This is a genomic window from Profundicola chukchiensis (assembly GCF_029664245.1).
In the GTDB taxonomy this organism is placed as follows: domain Bacteria; phylum Bacteroidota; class Bacteroidia; order Flavobacteriales; family Weeksellaceae; genus Profundicola; species Profundicola chukchiensis.
This window is the reverse complement of the sequence record NZ_JANAIE010000002.1, coordinates 32,582-53,557: the sequence shown is the minus strand read 5'-3', so window position 1 is coordinate 53,557 and position 20,976 is coordinate 32,582. Positions and strand designations below refer to the sequence as shown.

The 20,976-nt window shown below is 34.2% G+C and carries 17 protein-coding genes; 9 read left to right on the top strand and 8 right to left on the bottom strand.

From position 1 onward, the window contains the following. Nucleotides 1–118: 118 nt before the first annotated feature. The 6 genes from NLM59_RS02510 to pruA all read right to left on the bottom strand — a co-directional run bounded on the left by NLM59_RS02510 (nucleotide 119) and on the right by pruA (nucleotide 8,511). Nucleotides 119–1,546, bottom strand: a complete 1,428-nt coding sequence (locus NLM59_RS02510) for an AAA family ATPase (protein ID WP_304416166.1) — start codon at nucleotides 1,544–1,546, stop codon at nucleotides 119–121. 153 nt (nucleotides 1,547–1,699) lie between these two features. Continuing rightward, nucleotides 1,700–2,443, bottom strand: coding sequence for a succinate dehydrogenase/fumarate reductase iron-sulfur subunit (locus tag NLM59_RS02505; protein ID WP_304416165.1), 744 nt, complete (start codon nucleotides 2,441–2,443; stop codon nucleotides 1,700–1,702). An 8-nt stretch (nucleotides 2,444–2,451) separates the two neighbouring features. Then, a complete protein-coding gene (locus NLM59_RS02500) occupies nucleotides 2,452–4,362 on the bottom strand; it encodes a fumarate reductase/succinate dehydrogenase flavoprotein subunit (RefSeq protein WP_304416164.1) in 1,911 nt (636 codons plus the stop codon). 7 nt (nucleotides 4,363–4,369) lie between these two features. Then, on the bottom strand, nucleotides 4,370–5,032 hold the full coding sequence (locus tag NLM59_RS02495; RefSeq protein WP_304416163.1) for a succinate dehydrogenase cytochrome b subunit: 663 nt from the start codon (nucleotides 5,030–5,032) through the stop codon (nucleotides 4,370–4,372). 174 nt (nucleotides 5,033–5,206) lie between these two features. Next, nucleotides 5,207–6,583, bottom strand: coding sequence for a tryptophanase (locus NLM59_RS02490; protein WP_304416162.1), 1,377 nt, complete (start codon nucleotides 6,581–6,583; stop codon nucleotides 5,207–5,209). 293 nt (nucleotides 6,584–6,876) lie between these two features. Further along, nucleotides 6,877–8,511: an L-glutamate gamma-semialdehyde dehydrogenase gene (gene pruA, locus NLM59_RS02485; protein ID WP_304416161.1), complete on the bottom strand. Its 1,635-nt coding sequence runs from the start codon at nucleotides 8,509–8,511 to the stop codon at nucleotides 6,877–6,879. Nucleotides 8,512–8,746: 235 nt separating this feature from the next. Between pruA and NLM59_RS02480 the strand changes: the two genes are divergently transcribed. From NLM59_RS02480 to NLM59_RS02470, 3 genes are all read left to right on the top strand, one after another. Beyond that, nucleotides 8,747–9,130: a hypothetical protein gene (locus NLM59_RS02480; protein WP_304416160.1), complete on the top strand. Its 384-nt coding sequence runs from the start codon at nucleotides 8,747–8,749 to the stop codon at nucleotides 9,128–9,130. A gap of 147 nt (nucleotides 9,131–9,277) precedes the next feature. Further along, on the top strand, nucleotides 9,278–11,413 hold the full coding sequence (locus tag NLM59_RS02475; protein WP_304416159.1) for a TonB-dependent receptor domain-containing protein: 2,136 nt from the start codon (nucleotides 9,278–9,280) through the stop codon (nucleotides 11,411–11,413). Between the two features lie 22 nt (nucleotides 11,414–11,435). After that, nucleotides 11,436–11,768 (top strand): phosphoribosylpyrophosphate synthetase, encoded by a 333-nt coding sequence (locus NLM59_RS02470; protein ID WP_304416158.1) that lies wholly within the window; start codon nucleotides 11,436–11,438, stop codon nucleotides 11,766–11,768. 93 nt (nucleotides 11,769–11,861) lie between these two features. On the opposite strand, the gene NLM59_RS02465 is transcribed toward NLM59_RS02470, so the two are convergent. Then, entirely contained in the window at nucleotides 11,862–13,061 is a 1,200-nt protein-coding gene (locus NLM59_RS02465) for a type IX secretion system plug protein (protein WP_304416157.1), read from the bottom strand. A gap of 420 nt (nucleotides 13,062–13,481) precedes the next feature. Between NLM59_RS02465 and NLM59_RS02460 the strand changes: the two genes are divergently transcribed. The 6 genes from NLM59_RS02460 to nqrF all read left to right on the top strand — a co-directional run bounded on the left by NLM59_RS02460 (nucleotide 13,482) and on the right by nqrF (nucleotide 19,680). After that, complete coding sequence (locus tag NLM59_RS02460; RefSeq protein WP_304416156.1) at nucleotides 13,482–14,837, top strand: Na(+)-translocating NADH-quinone reductase subunit A; 1,356 nt, start codon at nucleotides 13,482–13,484, stop codon at nucleotides 14,835–14,837. An 18-nt stretch (nucleotides 14,838–14,855) separates the two neighbouring features. Beyond that, nucleotides 14,856–16,076, top strand: coding sequence for an NADH:ubiquinone reductase (Na(+)-transporting) subunit B (locus NLM59_RS02455; RefSeq protein WP_304416155.1), 1,221 nt, complete (start codon nucleotides 14,856–14,858; stop codon nucleotides 16,074–16,076). A gap of 2 nt (nucleotides 16,077–16,078) precedes the next feature. Beyond that, complete coding sequence (locus tag NLM59_RS02450) at nucleotides 16,079–16,855, top strand: Na(+)-translocating NADH-quinone reductase subunit C (RefSeq protein WP_304416154.1); 777 nt, start codon at nucleotides 16,079–16,081, stop codon at nucleotides 16,853–16,855. A 1-nt stretch (nucleotide 16,856) separates the two neighbouring features. Further along, nucleotides 16,857–17,504 (top strand): NADH:ubiquinone reductase (Na(+)-transporting) subunit D, encoded by a 648-nt coding sequence (locus tag NLM59_RS02445; RefSeq protein ID WP_304416153.1) that lies wholly within the window; start codon nucleotides 16,857–16,859, stop codon nucleotides 17,502–17,504. 111 nt (nucleotides 17,505–17,615) lie between these two features. After that, nucleotides 17,616–18,362: an NADH:ubiquinone reductase (Na(+)-transporting) subunit E gene (nqrE, locus tag NLM59_RS02440; RefSeq protein ID WP_304416517.1), complete on the top strand. Its 747-nt coding sequence runs from the start codon at nucleotides 17,616–17,618 to the stop codon at nucleotides 18,360–18,362. A gap of 1 nt (nucleotide 18,363) precedes the next feature. Next, a complete protein-coding gene (nqrF, locus tag NLM59_RS02435) occupies nucleotides 18,364–19,680 on the top strand; it encodes an NADH:ubiquinone reductase (Na(+)-transporting) subunit F (RefSeq protein ID WP_304416152.1) in 1,317 nt (438 codons plus the stop codon). 533 nt (nucleotides 19,681–20,213) lie between these two features. On the opposite strand, the gene NLM59_RS02430 is transcribed toward nqrF, so the two are convergent. Beyond that, on the bottom strand, nucleotides 20,214–20,873 hold the full coding sequence (locus tag NLM59_RS02430) for an FAD-binding oxidoreductase (RefSeq protein ID WP_304416151.1): 660 nt from the start codon (nucleotides 20,871–20,873) through the stop codon (nucleotides 20,214–20,216). Nucleotides 20,874–20,976 lie beyond the last annotated feature (103 nt).

Genomic DNA, 20,976 nt, shown 5'->3' with positions numbered 1-20,976 from the left:
GATAAAAGTATAAAAGCCACGTGAAAACGTGGCTTTTTTTATTTTTCTTATTTCTGTAAATTAGTTAATGTTATGATTAATGAAACTTAAAGTAAAATTAAATTTTTATTCAATATTATTAGTCAATTATAGGACGTCTGAAGCCAATAGGTTTAGGTTTCTTTTCCTTGCTAACACGAGAATAATATCGTTCTAAATCTTGGTATAACCAATCCAATCTCTCTTGATAATAACTGCTACCTAAAGATTTAACCTCATTGTAGAAATGAGCACATAACTCAGCATCCTTCTGAGTTAATTTTGCACTAGTTTCATTTAATGCCTTGATTAGAATTTCCTCATCTAAATTAATTTCAATGCTTTGCGTCTCATTGTAAATACTTTTAAGTCTTCGCTTTAATAATTGAGTAAAATCAATTACTAAGCTGTTTGAAAACAGAACCATTTCAGAAGCTATTTTTTTCCAAAATAAAGCATGTTGCGCATTATTGTATTTCAAAATTCGTAATAAAGGGGATGAACTTTGAAGGTTGTAGGTTAGTTTATTAACAATGAGATCAGCTCTTTCTTCAAAATTTGGTGGAAACACAGGTATTTTTAAATCAAATCGTCCAGGTCTAATTACTGCCGGATCAATGGAGTCTATAAAATTGGTAGCTGCAACAATTAATATTTGCTTTTCTATTAATTTAGGTATTTCTTGTAGAAGAGTATTTACTACTTTTGAATTTTCTCTTGAACCTGAAGGTTGATAATTTCGAGAGGATGCTATAGAGTCAAACTCATCAAAAAATAATACTGTCTTTGTTGAATTAGAATACTCATCAAGTTTATTTTTTAAATTGATCATTGCACCATCGACTAAGCTACTACCAAAAATACTACGAGGAATTTCAATAAAGGTATATTCTAATATTTCACTTATTTTTTCTGCCCAAAATGTTTTTCCGCATCCCGGAGGTCCAAAAAGTAATATACCTCCAGGATTAGTTAATCCCCAATCTTTGATATCGGATGGATTTAGAATTGGTTCTATTTGCTCCGTAATGCTAATTAAAATATCTTCATAACCGACTATTTCCAATTCATTAGGCTTAGATAATTTTTGAATATTTTGATTATTTAAATGAGTATTGTTGAATTTTAAAAACCCATAATCTCCCCCAAGTCTGTAATCAATATTATAAGAAGAAACATATCGAAGACTTAGTTTCATGTGCTCCATAAAAACACCATCTTTAAAATAATTTGGATGGTTATTTTTTAAATATGTTTCAACCTCAACCAAATCTCTGTTTATTGTTTGCGAAATTATAGTCGGAGTCTTATCTTTATAGTAATCTTCTTGAAAATCAAGTAAAAATTCTGCATTTTGCTGAAGGTATCTAATAAATTCAACTTTTAATATTGGAGTTCCAGACCATTCATCTTTAATGAACTGTTCATATAAGGGAATTTCAAAATATCGACAGAAATGTCTAATTGTGCTTTGTCTTAACCCTAATTGAAATGCTACATTTCTGAAAGTATTATCTTTGATATCCATTTTTATTTATATGCTTTTTGTGAAATAATTGTAATTTTTCTTACACTAAAAATAGTAATTATTGTTTTATGAATGAATTATTTATAGTCTTTATTGGTGTAGTTTATTTTTGCATGTGAATATCTTATTTAAGATTAAAATTTACATGTTGCATTATCCAAAAATCTTTGCTTTCATATATCGTGAATTCATTTCTGCAATACTTTTTAGTGAAATGCCAGCTGGACATTCAACTTCGCAAGCTCCTGTAAATGTACAGCTACCAAAACCTTCAATTTCCATTTGTTGGGTCATATTGAGAACTCTATGATGCGCTTCTGATTTTCCTTGAGGTAATTTATTGAGATGATTGATTTTAGCAGATGTAAATAAAGCCGCCGAAGCATTTTTACAAGTAGCTACACAGGCACCACAACCAATACAAGCTGCCATATCCATTGCCTCATCAGCTATTTCCTTGGAAATAGGAATTGCATTGGCTTCTGGCGCAGTTCCCGTTTTGGCCGATATATAAGCTCCTTGTTCAATGATTCTATCAAAGGCAGAACGATCTACAACTAAATCCTTAATCACTGGAAAAGACTCAGCCCTAAATGGTTCAACCGTGATGGTATCTCCATCTTTAAAACTTCTCATATGTACTTGACAAGTGGTCATATGATCATGAGGTCCGTGAGCACGGCCATTAATGAATACACCACATTGACCACAAATTCCTTCTCTACAATCATGTTCAAAAGCTATCACTGGCTCATCTTTACGAACTAATTCTTCGTTCAGATGATCTAGCGCTTCTAAAAAAGACATATCCTCAGAAATTCCATCAACGTCATAAGATTTTAATTCTCCTTTAGCTGAACTATTTTCTTGTCTCCAAATTTTAAATCTAAGTTTCATCTTTTTAATTATTTATAACTTCTAACACTTGGCTGTATAGTTTCGAATACTAAATCTTCTTTATGCAACTTAAAGTCACCACCATTATATTCCCAAGCAGAAACATAGGCGAAATTTTCATCATCTCTTAAGGCTTCACCATCGGGAGTTTGATACTCTTCTCTAAAGTGAGCTCCACAAGATTCTTCTCTTTGCAATGCATCTTTACACATTAAAATGGCTAAATCTATAAAATCAGCCAAACGCAGTGCTTTTTCTAATTCTGTGTTTAATTCCTTGTCCCCGCCCGTTACTTTAACTTGAGTCCAGAAATCTTCCTTAATATTTTCAATTTCAATTATAGCTTTCTCTAAACCACTTCTATTTCGACTCATTGCACATTCTTGCCACATGACTTTACCAAGCTCACGGTGAAAATCATCTACAGTTTTATTGCCTTTTATAGAAAGTATCTTTTGAATATGCTCTTTTGTTTCTTGTTCAACTTTATCAAATTCAGGATGCTCTATACTAGGTTTTTCTAATTTAATTTCATCTGCTAAATAATTATTAATCGTATTAGGCAGAATAAAATACCCATCGATACTTGCTTGTAATAAAGAGTTAGCACCTAAGCGATTGGCACCATGATCTGCGTAATTACACTCACCAATTGCATATAAACCTGGAATGGTCGTCATGAGTTCATAATCAACCCACAGTCCACCCATTGAAAAATGAGCGGCTGGTGAAATCATCATCGGTTGTTCATAGGCATTAATTCCAGTTATTTTTTTATACATGTCAAATAGGTTTCCATAGCGATCTCGTATGGTTTCAATGCCTAATCTTTCAATAGCATGTTTAAAGTCTAGATAAACTGCGTTTTTAAGATTACCAACGCCATGTCCAGCGTCAATTCTTTCTTTGGCAGCTCTTGATGAAATGTCTCGAGGTGCTAAATTTCCAAAACTAGGGTAACGTCTTTCTAGATAATAATCTCTTTCACCTTCTGGAATATCATTTGCTTTTCGGACGTCTCCTTTTTTCTTTGGCACCCAAATTCTACCATCATTTCGGAGTGATTCAGACATTAATGTTAACTTAGATTGCGCCTCGCTAGTTTGTGGTAATGCCGTTGGATGGATTTGAGTGAAACTCGGTGCGGCAAAAAATGCTCCTCGTTTATGCGCTTTCCAAATGGCACTTCCGTTGCATCCAATGGCAAGTGTAGATAATCTAAAAACCCTAGAATATCCACCAGTTGCTAATACTACAGCATCAGCAGCATATCTTTTTATCTCTCCCGAAACTAAATCTCGTGCAATAATACCTTTCGCTTTTCCATCAATCACCACTAAATCCAACATTTCATGTCTGGCTATCATCTCAACTTTCTTAGCGCGTACCATTTTATATAATTGAGAATAAGCTGCTAATAATAGTTGTTGTCCGGTTTGTCCTCTAGCATAAAATGTCCGTTGTACTTGAACACCTCCAAAACTACGGTTAGCTAATACACCACCGTATTCTCGAGCAAATGGAACTCCTTGCTGAACAAAATGATCGATTAAAGGCGCAGAAAGTTCAGCTAATCTATAGGTATTAGCTTCTCTCGATCTGAAGTCTCCTCCTTTCAATGCATCATAAAACATACGCATCACACTATCGCCATCGTGCTGATAATTTTTAGCGGCGTTTATTCCACCTTGTGCAGCAACAGAATGTGCTCTTCTCGCAGAATCTTGATAACAAAAGCATTGTACATTATATCCTAATTCACCCAAAGTAGCAGCAGCACCCGCGCCTGCCAAGCCTGCACCGACCACAATAATATTAAGTTTTTTCTTGTTAGCAGGGTTGATCAATTTAGATTTAAACTGATAATTTCTCCACTTTTCTTCTAGTCTTCCTTCAGGTATTTTTGAATTTAATTGCATACTTATATTATTTAAAGAAAACGATTAAAGGAATAATTCCAAAGCCAATAGAAATTATTAAAGCATAAAAAAGAGAAACATTAGCCAATATTCTCAATCCTTTTGAATGATAAAAACCTAAAGTTTTAAAACCACTTTTTAAGCCATGATGTAAATGAAAACCTAATGGAATCATCAAAAGCGTATAAAAAGCCACATAATATACATTATGGAATAAGCTATAAGTCACTTCATAAACATCTATGTGCCCAGCACTGTCGAGGCCAACTTCCTCTCCGAAACCCAATTTAATTCGAGCCCAGAAATTCGCCATATGAACTACTATAAACAGGAGAATGAAAATACCCAAGAAACCCATGTTCTGTGAAGTCCAAGAACTGTTTTCACGATATTTATTTACGACATTAGTTTTACCTTTTGATTTTCGATTTTTAATGCTAATGATAAGCGCATAGACCACATGGAAAATAATGGAAATGTAGAGTAAATAGGCAACTATGGTAATAAGTGGATTTTCACGTAAAAGCGTAGAGTAGGAGTTATACAATCCTCTGGCTGTTTCTTCAGGTAAAAGTAAAATACTGTTAGCCGATAAATGTACGATTAAAAAAATGCATAGAAATAGTCCTGTGGCAGCAATAATCCATTTCCGTAGAAACATATTGTTCATATGATTTAGTTTAAAATATGAATGCTATAAGCTGAAAAACTATAAAAGTGGACAGCTAATAGAATTTAATTTTTCTTATATGTTATTTAAAGATAAGAAGAAAAAAGGTCTTAAAAAATGAATGAAATCATTCAATTCTTAAGACCTAATAAATTTTTAAACTAAATTAGAAAATCACGACTTTTCTAACTTCACAGTAAAGTGGCGCATGATAGGTGCCTCCCATTTGATGTTGTAACCTGAAGTAATTTCATCTCTACGGTCATATACATTTTTCAGAGCCACTGCAATATAATCCATATGATTGTTGGTGTAGGTTCGTCTTGGAATAGCCAAACGCAATAATTCTAATTTTGGGTATCTATTTTCTCGGGTATCTGGATCACGATCTGCTAATAGAGTTCCGATTTCAACACCTCGAACACCAGCTTCTTTATATAACTCAATTCCCAAAGTTTGTGCGATATATTCCTCTTTCGGAACATTGGGTAAGAATTTTTTAGCATCCACAAAAATCGCATGACCACCAATCGGCTTTTGAATTGGAATACCAAACTCCATCAGTTTATTTCCTAAATACTCAACTTGTCCAACACGACTTTCTAAATATTGCTCATTAGACGATTCTCTCAATCCTTGTGCTAAAGCTGCCATATCGCGGCCTGCCATACCACCATAGGTAATAAAGCCTTCAAATATAATGGTGAAATTACTCGCTACAGTGAAAACCTCTTCATTGTTTAAGGCAACAAAACCACCAATATTTACTAAACCATCTTTTTTAGAAGACATGGTCATTCCATCACCATAAGAGAACATTTCTTTAACGATTTCTGGAATGCTCATCGATTTACAACTCTCTTCTCTTTGTTTAATAAACCATGCATTCTCTGCATAGCGCGCTGCATCAAAATAAACTGGAATGTCATATTTATTAGACAATTCTCTAACTGCTTTTATGTTTTCCATAGAAACAGGTTGACCTCCAGAGGTGTTACATGTAACAGTAATTAAACAGAAAGGAATTTTCTCTTTGGGATAAGTTTTATAAACTTCTTCTAATTTATTTAAATCAATATTTCCTTTGAATGGATGAGGATTTTCGATGTCGAAAGCTTCTTCTATCGTACAATCAATAGCTCTTGCTTTTCTAAACTCAATATGACCTTTGGTTGTATCAAAATGAGAGTTACCAGGAACTATCATTTCCTCTTTAATTAAAGCAGAAAAAAGTACGTTTTCGGCTGCACGACCTTGGTGTGTTGGTAAAACATATTCAAAACCTGTTATATCCTGAATGGTTGATTTTAATTTTTCAAAAGAACGAGAGCCCGCATAACTTTCATCGCCAGTCATGATTTCTGCCCATTGTTTATCGCTCATTGCGCCCGTTCCACTGTCAGTCAACAAATCGATATAAACTTGCTCACTTTTTAAATTGAATAAATTAAAATCTGCATCTTCAATCCATTTTGCTCTTTCTTCTGCGGTTGATTGTTGAATGGTTTCAACCATTTTAATTTTAAAGGGCTCAGCCCAAGGTAGTTTCATATTATTTGATTTTTGATTTTTAAAAATATGAAAATAATAAAGAAATTGCTTGTTTGCTAAATAGCTTTTTAAGAAAAGATGGAAATTCGGAAAGGGGAGAAGGAGAAAAAAAGTATAAATGAAGATTATAAAACTCTTATAATCTTTGACATGGGTTTAAGTTGAATTTTACTAAAATATCTTACTAGATTGCTGATTTATAGAATGATAATTAAGGAATTATTTAAAATATAAACAAAAAAAGACCTTAAAGAAAATTCCTTAAGGCCTTATAAATTGTAATGTATCTATAATTATTCGTCAGCTTCCAAGAAAGGATATTTGTAGTCTGTAGGAGATACAAATGTTTCTTTAATTAATCTTGGGGAAACCCAACGTAATAAATTCTGTGCAGAACCTGCTTTATCGTTAGTTCCAGATTTTCTTGCACCACCAAACGGTTGTTGACCAACAACAGCACCAGTTGGTTTGTCGTTTACGTAGAAGTTACCCGCAGCATCAACTAATTTTTTAGATGCAAAATCTGCAACATATCTATCTTGTGAGAAGATAGCACCTGTTAATGCGTAGATAGAAGTATTATTTACTAAATCTAAAGTTTCTTCCCATTTCTCATCTTCGTAAACAAAAACAGTAAGGACTGGCCCGAAGATTTCTTCACGAATTGATTCGTAATCAGGAGTTTTAGCTAAGATAACTGTTGGCTCGATAAAGTAACCTTTGCTATCATCAGCATTTCCTCCTAAAACAACTTCAGCGTCATTACTTTCTTTAGCTCTGCTAATAAATCCTTTAATCTTATCGAAAGAATCTTTACTAATCACAGCATTTACGAAATTGGTGAAATCTCTAGGACTTCCCATTTTAATTTCTTTTAAATCTGCTTCCATGTAATTCTTAACATCCTCCCATAAACTTTGTGGAATATAAGCACGAGAAGCTGCAGAACATTTTTGACCTTGATATTCGAAAGCACCTCTAACTAATGCTGTAGCAACTGCTTTTGGATTAGCTGATTTGTGTGCCCAAACAAAGTCTTTACCACCTGTTTCACCAACAATAGTTGGGTAAGATTTGTATTTATTTACTCTAGCTCCAATTTCTTTCCAGAAGTGGTTGAAAACACCTGTAGAACCAGTAAAGTGGATTCCAGCAAATTCTTCGTGATCAAAACAGATATCTGTAATTTCAGCAGGATCTCCTTGTACCATGTTGATAACTCCATCAGGAACACCAGCTTCTTTGAAAACTTCCATTAAAACACCAGCACTTAGCATTTGTTTGTCACTTGGTTTCCAAACTACTACGTTACCCATCATAGCCATACAAGTTGGTAAGTTACCAGCAATAGCGGTAAAGTTGAATGGTGTAACTGCGTATAAGAATCCTTCTAATGGTCTGTATTCTACACGGTTCCAAATTCCGTCGTCAGAAATTGGTTGCTCTGCATAGATTTCAGTCATGTACTGAACATTGAATCTTAAGAAATCAACGATTTCACATGCAGAATCGATTTCCGCTTGAAATGCATTTTTACCTTGACCGATCATTGTAGCTGCATTCATTTTAGCTCTATATGGACCAGCAATTAGATCTGCCATTTTTAAGAAAATAGAAGCTCTTTGCTCCCAAGGTAAGTTAGCCCATTTTTCTCTCGCTGCTAAAGCTGTATCAATGGCTTTTCTTACATGAGATGCATCTCCATCATAGAAATGACCCACAACATGTCTGTGGTCGTGAGGAGGACGAATATCATTTTTTTTGTTTGTTCTAACTTGTTCAGAACCTATATATAATGGAACATCAGCAGTGCTGTTCCACATTTCATCATATACTTTTTGTAACTCAGCTCTTTCTGGCGTACCAGCAGCATAACTGTTGATAGGCTCGTTCACTGCGTAGGGTACATTGAAAATTCCTTTGGGCATATTTTGAATATTTTTAAATTAAGTGGTTCAAATTTACGATTTTATTGGCGATTAATAAATTAATGGGCTCTTCAATTATATAAAGGAAAGTTAAATTTTAGTCTTAGTTTCAATATAATAAACACTTTAGCTGTTTTTATTCGCTTTGTAGCTGAGTTTAAAACCTATTTTAAATCATATGGGCAATGTGACTTAGGTCATAAGCAATAAATCGTGCTCTATGTAATTTTGGCTTATGCAATTGAGGTTATTCGTAAGTATATTATCCCTTTTGTTTACCATCACGTTTTATTCGTTGAGGTTATCGGTTACGTTTTTTCATTATGCAGTGTTTAATGAATCATTTACAGAAATGTATTGCGAAAACATAGATAATCCCGAATTGGAATGTAATGGTAAATGTCATTTGTTGCAGGAAATAGATGATGAGCATACGGATTCACATGCATTTTATTTAAATAAAAATCTACACGAGAATATTTGGTTATATGTGGTTGTAGTTCCCAACTTATTGGAACATAAACAAACCTTTAGTTTTTCGAATCAACCCACTGATGAACCACATAACCTATATCAATTCAGTTTTTCTGATTTTATTTTTCACCCTCCTATAGCTTAACTGAGCTTTCTGTTATTTTCAAATCAAGTGTATTGAATTACTGAAATCAATGATTCGTACACGAGTGTTTCGGCATTTTTAAACCTGATTTAGATACTGTTTTTTTAGCATTCAACTTTTTTAATTCCAGAGAAAATATTCACTGGAATGCATTTAATATACAATCAAATGAAAAATAAATATAAATGGCTCATGTTAGCCTGCTTGCCCATGCTAAGCTTTGGTCAAGAAATAAAGGAGGAAATTATTAATGATCAAGATTCGATAGAATTCTTAGCCTCGGATAAAATACATCTAAGTGATATTATCATTAAAGGTGATTTTTTTACAGATCCAACTTTTACTATTGAGGTAAACAACCAAGACAAAAAGGCGGTTCAGCCAAAGAATGTGGCTGACTTGTTTCAAGATGTAGATGGTATGAGTTTTATAAAACGTGGAAATTATGCTATAGATCCTTCATTTAGAGCATCGCAATACGAAGAGCTTAATATTCAATATGATGGTGGTGTTAAGGCTATGCATGCATGTCCGAATCGTATGGATCCTGTGACGACCCATGTTTTACCTGAGGATATAGATAAAATTGAAATTATAAAAGGTCCTTATTCGGTAAGGTATGGAGCCAATTTTGGCGGTGTAATTAATATGGTTACCAATAAGCCAGGCTTGGGTGATTTGGGGATTTCCGGAGATTTAAAAGCGGGTTATGAATCCAATGGAAATACCTATTTAACTTCAGCGGGATTAAAATATGTAGCAAACAAGTTTCATGTTAAAGGTAATCTTGGTTATCGTGATTTTGGTAATTATAAAGATGGAAATGGGGTAGAAGTTCCGTCGGCTTTCAGGAGTACAGATTATTCTCTTGGAGCGGGTTTTAGTCCGAGTATAAAACATCATTTTATGGCCAATTGGAGACAATCTTTTGGTCGTGACGTTTTACATGCCGGATTGCCTATGGATACAGATAGTGACGATAGTTCTATTTTTTCTTTCGATTACTATGCAGATCATTTAGAGGGTAAAATTAAACAAGTTGCTTTTAAGGTTTATTATTCTTTTGTGGATCATGTTATGAGTAATAGCCTAAGACCAAGTTTCAATAAAATGTCTGCCGTTTCTGAGGTAGAGGCGACAACTTATGGTGGGAAATTAGAAGCTCAATACGTGCCCAACGAAAATTTAAAATTGTATTTAGGTGCGGATATGTTTAATGTTGAGCGTGCTGGAACTAAATACATGATCAAGAAACTCGATATGCAAGGAAATCCTATTGCCAATCCGAGTACGATGGAAACTGATGTTTGGCAAGACGCCTATGTGAATGATTTAGGATTATTCGTTGAAGCTAACTATCAATTAAAGAAACCCTTGGTTCTTAAGGCAGGTTTAAGGTTAGACTTTATTGAATCAAAACCGGAATTAGTTGCGGAAAACTTCAAGCAAATTTATGGCGAATTGGATACCTATCATGATACAAACTTTAGTGGTCATATCGGGCTTAAGTTTTCTCCGAATAAGAAAATGATTTATGAACTCGCTATAGGACAGGGCGTTCGCTCAGCCAATATGACCGAACGATATATTAATTACTTTACGGTAGGACAGGATCGATATAATTATGTTGGAAATCCTAATTTAAAACCAGAGATAAACCGTCAAGTTGAGCTTGGGTTTAAAAATAAAGCAAGATTAAACGAGAACTCTCAAGTTAAGTTTAATTATGGTGCTTCTGTTTATTACTCCATGATAGAAAATTATATTAGTGCAATTATAGACCCTAGCTTGGCTACCATGACGGCGCCAGATGTGAAGACCTATATTAATGTAGAAGAAGCTTATAAAACTGGATTTGAGTTATTTGTAGACACTCAATTTAACCCTAGATGGAGTTTTGGGACTAGCTTAGCATATGTTTACGCTAAAAATAAAGATTTCGATGAGTCTTTACCTTTATTGCCTCCATTTACAGCGAAGTTTAACTTAATGTATGAGCGAGATGATTTTGGAGCTAATTTAAAGTTCAGAGCTTTGAGCACTCAAAAGAATTTAGCTACATCTTTTGGGGAAACCGAAACACCAGGCTATGGTATCTGGGATTTTGAGATGACTTATATGTCTATAAAAGGTTTATCGATAGGTGGAGCTGTGCAGAACATGTTTGATAAAGCTTATCATAATCATCAGAATTTCTCTTATGTGAATCAAGCAGATTTTGGAAATGTTCCGATTAATGAACCTGGTAGAAATTTTTCTGTCTTCACGAGGTATAGTTTTTGATGCTTAGACCAAAAATAATTATATGAAAATAGAAGATTTAAGAAAGTATTCGTCTTTATCAGAAGCTCAAAATGCTATGATGAAATCAGGTTATACCGAGCAATTTGACACTAGAGATGGTGAGATTGTTGGACTGTCTAATAAAAAATCCTACAAACCAGAAGATTTATTAATCATCATGCACTTGCGTTATGAAGGAATGAGTAATCCAGGTGATAATATGATTTTATATGCTATAGAAGCAAATGATGGTACCAAGGGAACTATGGTAGATAATGTGGGAGGAGCAGAACCAGCTCAAACCTCTAAGCTAATGCGTAAGATTCCAATGAAAGACGAAGAAAAAGGAGGATAAAAGATCTTTTCTTATTTTGGTAAGAATTATTAAAAAAGGCAGAATAAACTTTTATTTATTCTGCCTTTTATTTTGTTCAATGTAATTTAAATTTTATCGTTGACTCGGACGAGAATATCCCTCGCCATAACCAATCAATAAGTCATATCTTTTTCCCCAAGGACGATAGTACATCAGTGCACTGTACTCATTTTCTGTTTGCCAATAAGAGCCTGTGATTTTACTATAATCTACTTTATCAGTATACTTATCTTTAACCGCAAAACTATAATTATAATATCCTTGTTTTAAAAGCATATTTGTTTCCCAGAGTTGAGTTTCAGGAACATAAGTTAATGTAGACTCAGGAGTGCATTCAAAATTGGTAAATGCTCCATAAACGCAAATCTCTTCGTTTTCCTCTGGTTCGTAGTTAGCTAATGCGAAATAAACTTCTGTATAATCTGCCTCGCTAGCTGCTCGGTTTGGATCCGGAATAGACGAACTTCTAACATAGAAATTCCCATTTACATCAGGTCGATCTACATAGGTTTCATCTAAATTAAATTCATTTGGATATAAAACAGTTTTGTAGGTATCATCTCTAATGATTCTTTCGGTAGTTAAACTTGCGATTTCAATGTTTTTGGTGTCAAACCATTGGTATTCAACGCCACCTGCGAAAACATTATCTAGTTGATTATAAGAAAACTGGAATGGTTGAGCAAAAACAGGTTGATCTAAAGTTAAGCTTTGTTGCCAATTATTATTTTTAAGAATAACGAGCATGGATTCTTGTTGATTTTGGGTTAAATCAAATTGATTCATAGAAGCTACTTGAACTGCAACTTGTTGATTTTTATTTGCTAAATTGTTAATTCTATCTACGTTAACACCAACAGCCACTAAATCCTCATATACCGAGAATCTCTTTTCTAAAATTACACGAGACGAGTTAGGCGCAAGAAGTTGAATAGCATAATTTCCAGAAAGTTTAAAATTAAAATCACGATTAGGAATTTGAACTTCGTAGTGAACATAAGGAACTCGCGTATTAAAGGAGTTTCTATAATCTCTAATGTAGTTCTTTTGATACCCATCTAAATATTCTGATTGAAAGATGTCTGACTCATTCCAAAATCTATCGTAACGTACAATTTGGTATTCATACCTTTTATAATTAGCCTCTAAATCATCAAAGGAAAAGATGAGGTATTCGTTCATGCTAATCACAGGGGTGTGATCATTAGATTGCGGGTTAAATAATTGTATGGTTTTTATGTTTTCTTGTCCAATAGAAAGGAGAGGAATCATAAAAAATATTAATAGAAATCTAGACATTTTGCAAGCGTTTATAAGATTGAAAGTTCACAATCAATGCCAAATATATTGAATGAAAGTGATTTGACGATAAACTTAGTATTTATTTATGAAGGAGTATTTGTGGTGTAATGTTATTTGAAGCCATATTAATATGGAATAATTATTCATTTTTAAAACTTAAATTAAATATATCAACTCAAAAGGCGACTTTATATTTTTACTTCTTATTGTGAAATTTAATTCATTAAAGCTAAGGGTAGACTGACAAAGAAATAAGAAAGCTTAGTATCTAGGAGTTATGTTATATTTATTGCAATTAATTAAATGGCTTTTAATAATAAAGTTCAAAATACTTGTAGATTGTACACATAGTTCTTAATTTTGCGCAATTAATAAAAGTCCCTATTTATCATGTCCAAAGACATACGAATTCGTAAAGGCTTAGATGTTAAACTAGTCGGTGCTGCCGAGCAAGTTATAACAGATGCCAAAACTTCAACAGAGTATGGCCTTGTACCAGATGATTTACACGGAGTTATACCACGATTGATTAAGAGAGAAGGAGATTACGTTAAAGCAGGTGAAGCAGTTTACCATGCTAAACGTGATGAGAGAATCCTAATCCCATCACCCGTGAGTGGAACCGTAAAAGAAGTCAGACGAGGCGATAAAAGAAAGATTTTAGCAATTGTCATTGAATCAGATTCACAGCATAGCCGTGTAGAGCATGATGTATCGGGTTGGAGCAATGCTTCTGATGAAGAGTTTAAACAATTGCTTTGTAAAGCTGGTTGTTGGCCATTCATCAAGCAACGTCCATATGATGTGGTAGCTAATCCTGATACAACGCCAAAAGCAATTTTTATCTCAGCATACAATTCTGGTCCTATCGCGGCTGAAGTTGATATGTTGGTTAAAGGTAAAGAGAACTTTTTGCAGGCAGGAATCGATGCATTGAAGAAATTAACTCCAGGTGAAGTACACGTTACTTTAGCAGCCGACAATAAGGATTCTGTCTTTAGAGGACTTAATGGAATTACATTACACAATGCAAAAGGACCACACCCTGTTGGGAATGTGAGTACGCACATTGCACAAGTTGATCCTTTAAACAAAGGAGAATTAATTTGGGTTGTAATGCCAGAAGATCTTGTTACTATTGGTGAATTCCTAAGCACAGGAGTTTTCAATCCAGAGAGATTGATTGCTGTGAACGGAGCACAAGTTGGTAATCCAGGTTATCTTAAAACCAGTATCGGAGCTAAGATTTCGGATATCATAAGTAGCGTAGAAATTAAGGGAGACAACAATAGAATCATAGAAGGACATCCACTTTCGGGTACTAAATCTTCTATGGATGATTACTTAGGTTTCTATACCAATCAAATCACGGTATTAGAAGAGGGAGACGATTATGATTTCTTCGGTTGGAACAAACCACAACCTAATAAATTTAGTGTTTTGAGAGCGATGATGTTCTCATTCTTAACGCCGAACAAAAAATACAATCTTACGACCAATAATAATGGTGAGGAAAGAGCATTTGTATTGAATGGAATCTACGAAGAGGTATTCCCATTAGATATTTATCCAGTTGCCTTAATGAAGTCTTGTTTATACAAAGACATCGATGAGATGGAGAAATTAGGAATTTACGAAGTAGCTCCAGAAGATTTTGCGGTAACTGAATTTATTTGTGTTTCTAAACTTCCGCATCAGAAAATTATTCGTGAAGGTTTAGACGAAATGATTCGTGAAGTTGGTTAATAATTAAAAAAATTAGTTTTGAAAAAACAATTACATAATTTAAGAGAGAAATATAAAGGCACTAAGTTCTCACCAGTGTTTAATGCCTTTCATACTTTCTTGTATGCTCCAGATCATGTAGCAGGTAATAGTGGTGCGCATGTACACGATGCTACCGACCTAAAAAGGGTAATGAACACGGTTATCATGGCTTTGGTTCCATGTTTAATCTTTGGAATGTTCAATACAGGTTACCAACATTATTTAGCTTTAGGAGAAATAGAAAGAGTAACAAGTTTCTTTGACACATCTTTCTGGAACTTAGATAACTTTTCTTTAGGATTAGTTAAGGTATTACCATTAGTATTAATTTCTTATGGTATTGGATTAGGAATCGAATTTATTTTCGCTGCTATTAAAGGACACGAAGTAGAGGAAGGTTACTTAGTAACTGGTATGTTAGTTCCTTTAATTGTACCAGTTGATATTCCATTATGGATGTTAGCTGTAGCAGTTGCCTTTGGTGTTGTAATCGGTAAAGAGGTATTTGGTGGTACAGGTATGAACATCTTAAACCCAGCTTTAACGATTAGAGCCTTCTTATTCTTCTCATATCCAACTTGGATGTCAGGAGATAAAGTGTGGGTAACCGGAGCAGTAGAAAGAAATAACGAAATTGCTAATGGAGCTCAATTAGACGCCATTTCAGGTGAAACTGTTTTAGGTGAATTAGCTCAAGGACATCAAGTTACTTACTCAGTTTGGGAACAATTTATGGGATTCATTCCAGGTTCTGTAGGAGAAACATCAACTATCATCATTTTAGTTATGGGTCTATTCTTAATATTTACTAAAGTAGCAAGTTGGAGAATTATGCTTTCGGCAGTAGTAGGAGCTTTAGTTATGGGACTTATCTTTAATGGAGTAACTAATATGGGATGGATTACACCAACCAACTCATTCTATGGATTGATGAACTTAGAGTTCTGGCAACATTTATTAATTGGAGGTTTAGCATTTGGTATTGTTTATATGGCAACTGACCCTGTAACCGGTGCACAAACCTTAAAAGGACAATGGTGGTATGGATTCTTTATTGGATTTATTTCGGTAATGATTCGCGTATTCAATCCAGCGTATCCAGAAGGTGTTATGTTAGCAATTTTATTAATGAACGTATTCGCGCCAACCATTGATTACTATGTGTTGCAAGGAAATATGAACAAGAGATTGAAACGTTTAAAAGTTAAGAGTGCATAATTATGGAGGAGAAAAGAACAGATAAGAATAGCTATACCATAATTTTTGCAATTGTTATGGTGGTTGTAGTAGGAGCAATTTTAGCTTTTATTGCTGCAACATTAAGCGATAGAATTAAGACAAACGAAAAGTTTGAAACCCAACAGAACATTCTGTACGCAATGGGTGTTAACAATAATGAAAACGCTTATTCAGGTACAGGTAGTGTAGCATTTATTCCTACAGAAGAAGTACAAGCTAAATTTGATGAATTAATCAAGAAGCAATATGTATTTCAAGGAGAGGAAATGACAGAAGATGATGAGGCTTACTTAATTGATGTTAAGAAAGAAGGTGATTTATCTAAAAACCCAGATTACCAAAGAAGACTTCCTTTATTTGTTGGAGAAAAAGATGGTAATGAATATTTCATCATCCCAATGAGAGGAAATGGACTATGGGATGCCATTTGGGGATATATGGCTATCAACAAAGATATGAGTGTTGAAGGTGTTGTTTTTGATCACGCTGGAGAAACTCCTGGTTTAGGTGCTAATATTAAAGAACGTTTCTTTATGGATGATTTCCATGGAGAAAAATTAGTGGACAGTAACAATAATTTCCAAGGTATTAAAGTTGCCAAAGGAAATATGGACCCATTAAACGAAAGAAAAGATGACCATGCAGTTGATGCTATTGCTGGATCTACAATTACAGGAGATGGTGTTGCAGCTATGATTAGCTCTACACTAGATATGTACGGACCTTATTTATTAAAATTATCTAAAGAGAGTAAATAAAATGGAATTTTTAAATAAAAAACATAGAGCTTTATTAACAGATCCATTAACGGATAACAACCCTATTACTATTCAGGTATTAGGTATTTGTTCAGCATTGGCGGTTACTGCTCAATTAATGCCTTCTATTGTAATGGCAATCTCTGTATTGTTTGTAATGGGAGCTGGTAACGTGGTTATCTCTTTAATGAGAAACATCATTCCTTCTAAAATTAGAATTATTGTTCAATTAGTAGTAGTTGCTGCTTTGGTAATTATTGTTGACCAAGTCTTGAAAGCCTTTGCTTTTGAGTTGAGTAAGCAGTTGTCTGTATTTATTGGACTTATTATTACCAACTGTATTATTATGGGACGTTTTGAGGCATTTGCTTTAGCAAACGGTCCATTTGATTCTTTCTTAGATGGTATTGGAAACGCGGCAGGTTATGCTGTTATCCTAATTATCGTTGGATTCTTTAGAGAATTATTAGGATCAGGAACTTTATTGGGATACCAAGTTTTGGGAGACCCAATTGCAAAGACAGGTTTATACGCATTTGGATATGAAAATAATGGATTTATGTTGTTAGCGCCAATGGCACTAATCACCGTAGGTATCATTATTTGGGTTCAACGTTCTAGAAACCCTGAATTAATAGAAGAAGCTTAATAAGTGAAATAGGCTTTTAGAGCCATTCATTGTTTTGCATTAAATTAAATTTAAAAAAGTAGTCAAAAATATAAAGTTGTTCGCAACCATATTCAAACTACTGAAAACCGAATTATGGAACATATAGAATTATTTTTTAAATCTGTTTTTATAAACAATATGGTCTTCGCCACATTCCTTGGAATGTGTTCATATTTGGCCGTATCCAAAAAAGTATCAACAGCAGTTGGTTTGGGAGCAGCCGTAATTTTCGTAATGGCAATTACAGTTCCTTTAAACTGGCTTTTAGATCAGTATATATTAAGAGACGGAGCATTAGTGTGGTTAGGTCCTGAGTTTGCGGATATCAACCTTGGCTTCCTTTCGTTTATCTTATTTATTGCTACCATTGCAACGATGGTACAGCTAGTGGAAATCATTGTAGAGAAATTCGCACCAGCTTTATATAACTCATTAGGTATTTTCTTACCATTGATTGCAGTAAACTGTGCGATTTTAGGAGGATCATTATTTATGCAGTCTAGAGATATTGCTTCTATTGATTTAGCATTAAATTATGGTGCATCATCTGGATTTGGATTCTTCTTAGCGATTTTATCAATTGCAGCTATTCGTGAGAAAATTAGATATTCAAACGTACCAGCTCCATTGAGAGGATTAGGAATTACCTTCATCATTACAGGACTTATGGCGATTGGGTTTATGAGTTTCGGAGGTATGTTGACAAGCGATGGTGAGAAAAAAGAGGTAAAAGAAGAAACTACACAAGTAGATCCAATTCAAGAAAATAATAACGAAGAAGTGAATACGGCTATGATCAATCAAGTTGAAACTTCCTTAATCGAAAAAAACAATTAATATGACAATACTTGCAGCATCCGTTGGACTAACTGTAACCGCAGCCGTTATTGCATTTTTAGTATTGGTGCTTTTGTTGGTATCTATTTTATTATTTACCAAGCAAAAACTTGCACCTTCAGGGCCTGTTCAAATTACGATTAATAACGAGAAAACCCTTACGGTAGGATCGGGAGATACTCTACTAACTACCTTAAGTGGCCAAAACATTTTCTTACCATCTGCTTGTGGTGGAGGTGGAACTTGTATTCAATGTGAATGTCACGTAGACGAAGGTGGTGGAGAAGCACTTCCTACAGAAACACCTCACTTTACAAGAGCTGAATTGAAAGATGGAGCTCGTTTATCTTGTCAAGTTAAGGTAAAGCAAGACATGAAAATTAGAATTCCAGAAGAAATTTTTGGGATTAAGAAATTTAATGCTAAGGTTGTTAGAAACTATAACGTAGCTTCATTTATTAAGGAATTTGTTGTAGAGATTCCAGAAGATATGAACTACAAAGCAGGTGGATATATCCAAATTGAGGTTCCTAAATGTGAAATCAAATTTGAGGATATGGATATTTCTGCTCACCCTACAGATCACCCAGGTGAACCAGATAAGTTCCGTGCAGAATGGGATAAATTTGGATTATGGCCATTGGTGATGAAGAATGATGAAGTAGTTGAAAGAGCCTACTCTATGGCTTCATATCCAGCAGAAGGACGTGAAATTATGTTGAACGTACGTATTGCTACGCCACCATGGGATAGAAAGAATAATAAGTGGATGGATGTAAACCCAGGTATTGCATCGTCTTATATCTTTAATTTAAAAGAAGGTGATGAGTGTATTATCTCTGGTCCATTCGGTGAGTTCTTTATCAACGAAGAATCTGATTCAGAAATGATTTATGTTGGTGGTGGAGCTGGTATGGCACCAATGAGATCACATTTATTCCAATTATTCCACACCATTAAAACCAACAGAAAGGTTTCTTATTGGTACGGAGGTCGTTCTAGAGCTGAATTGTTCTACATCCACTACTTTAGACAATTAGAGAAAGATTTTCCAAACTTCAAATTCTATATGGTACTTTCAGAGCCATTGGAAGAAGACAATTGGAAAGTGATGAAAGATATCAATGATACAGAAGGAGATGGTTTTGTTGGATTCGTTCACCAAGCCTTAATCGATAACTACTTACAGTATCATGATACACCAGAAGATGTTGAGTTCTATTTCTGTGGACCACCATTAATGAATCAAGCTGTAGAGAAAATGACAGAAGATTTCGGAGTTCCACCAGAGAACGTTAGATTCGATGACTTCGGATAGTTAGAAGTTATAAATAATACATAGAATAGCCACCTCATTTGAGGTGGCTATTTTTATTGCGGATTGTTCTATGTGTTTTATTTCATCGAGTAAATACGCCCGATTTTAGCATGACACTATCTTTATTTTAAGTCTTATTTTATACCTATACAGCTATTCAGTTTTAACAAGGAATCTTCAAAAATAAAATTAAAGACCACAGAATTCTATTTCTTGAATTTAATAATAGCAAACTTGGAATCTAAGTTAATTATATATGAACGAATCTTTTAGGAGAAAAGATGTTAAATTATTGTTGAATGACAACCCTCTTGCCTTATTTGATATTCCTTGTGACCAAATCCCGAAATAGCAGGCTTTAGCACAACACCAAGTCCTACAGTGTGTTTCAAGTAAAATTATAAACAATCGAATTTCTTTGACATTTCGTTTTGAGTAAGATGATTTTGAAGGAGTTCATCATGTAAGTGGAAAGAGAGAAGTTGGATATAATCAAAATATAAAATACAAATGGTACTTACAGATGATTTAACTTAAATAATAATATGCTCGGACTCAGCTCCCAACTCAATTAGATATTTAGAAATATCCTGAACAAAACTCGTTGGCCCTGCGATATAAAATAGCTGATCAAAGCTTCCAATCGTGTCAACTAGGTATTTCTTATCCATTCTAGCTTCGCTAAAACCAATAACCTTGTATTTAGTAAACACTGGCACAAAGTTATTACCAAATATTTCTTTAAACTCGGCGCCTAAGATCACGTCTTGTGGAGTTTGTACAGAATAAAGTAAACCAACATTTCGCATATTTTTAGAGGCGTACAAAGCACGTATGATCGAAATAAAGCCAGTTATACCAGAACCTGCGGCTATAAAAATCCCTGGTCCTCTAAATTTGATTCCGCTTACCTCACCATGAACCAAAAATTTATCCCCCGCATTTAAACTGGTTACCTTCTTGGTAAAAGTTCCGTCTGGGTAAGATTTAATAATAAATTCTAAATAATCAACATTATTTAAGGAGGTAATAGAATAGGGACGTACTATGTCTCTATACTCTGGCAAATCAATAGAAAGTAACAAAGCCTGGCCTGGTTGAAAAACAAATCCCTTGGGTTTAGTAGTTATAAATCTTTTGGTATCTGGTGTAATAAACTCTGAGGCTAATATGCTAAGTTCTGCTGGAAACATGCTTTATAAATTTAATGAATGAAGGTATTAAATATTTTGGAATCCACTAAAATCATTAACGTTAAATTGTGTTAGAACACTAGTAGCATTTCCAATCATATAG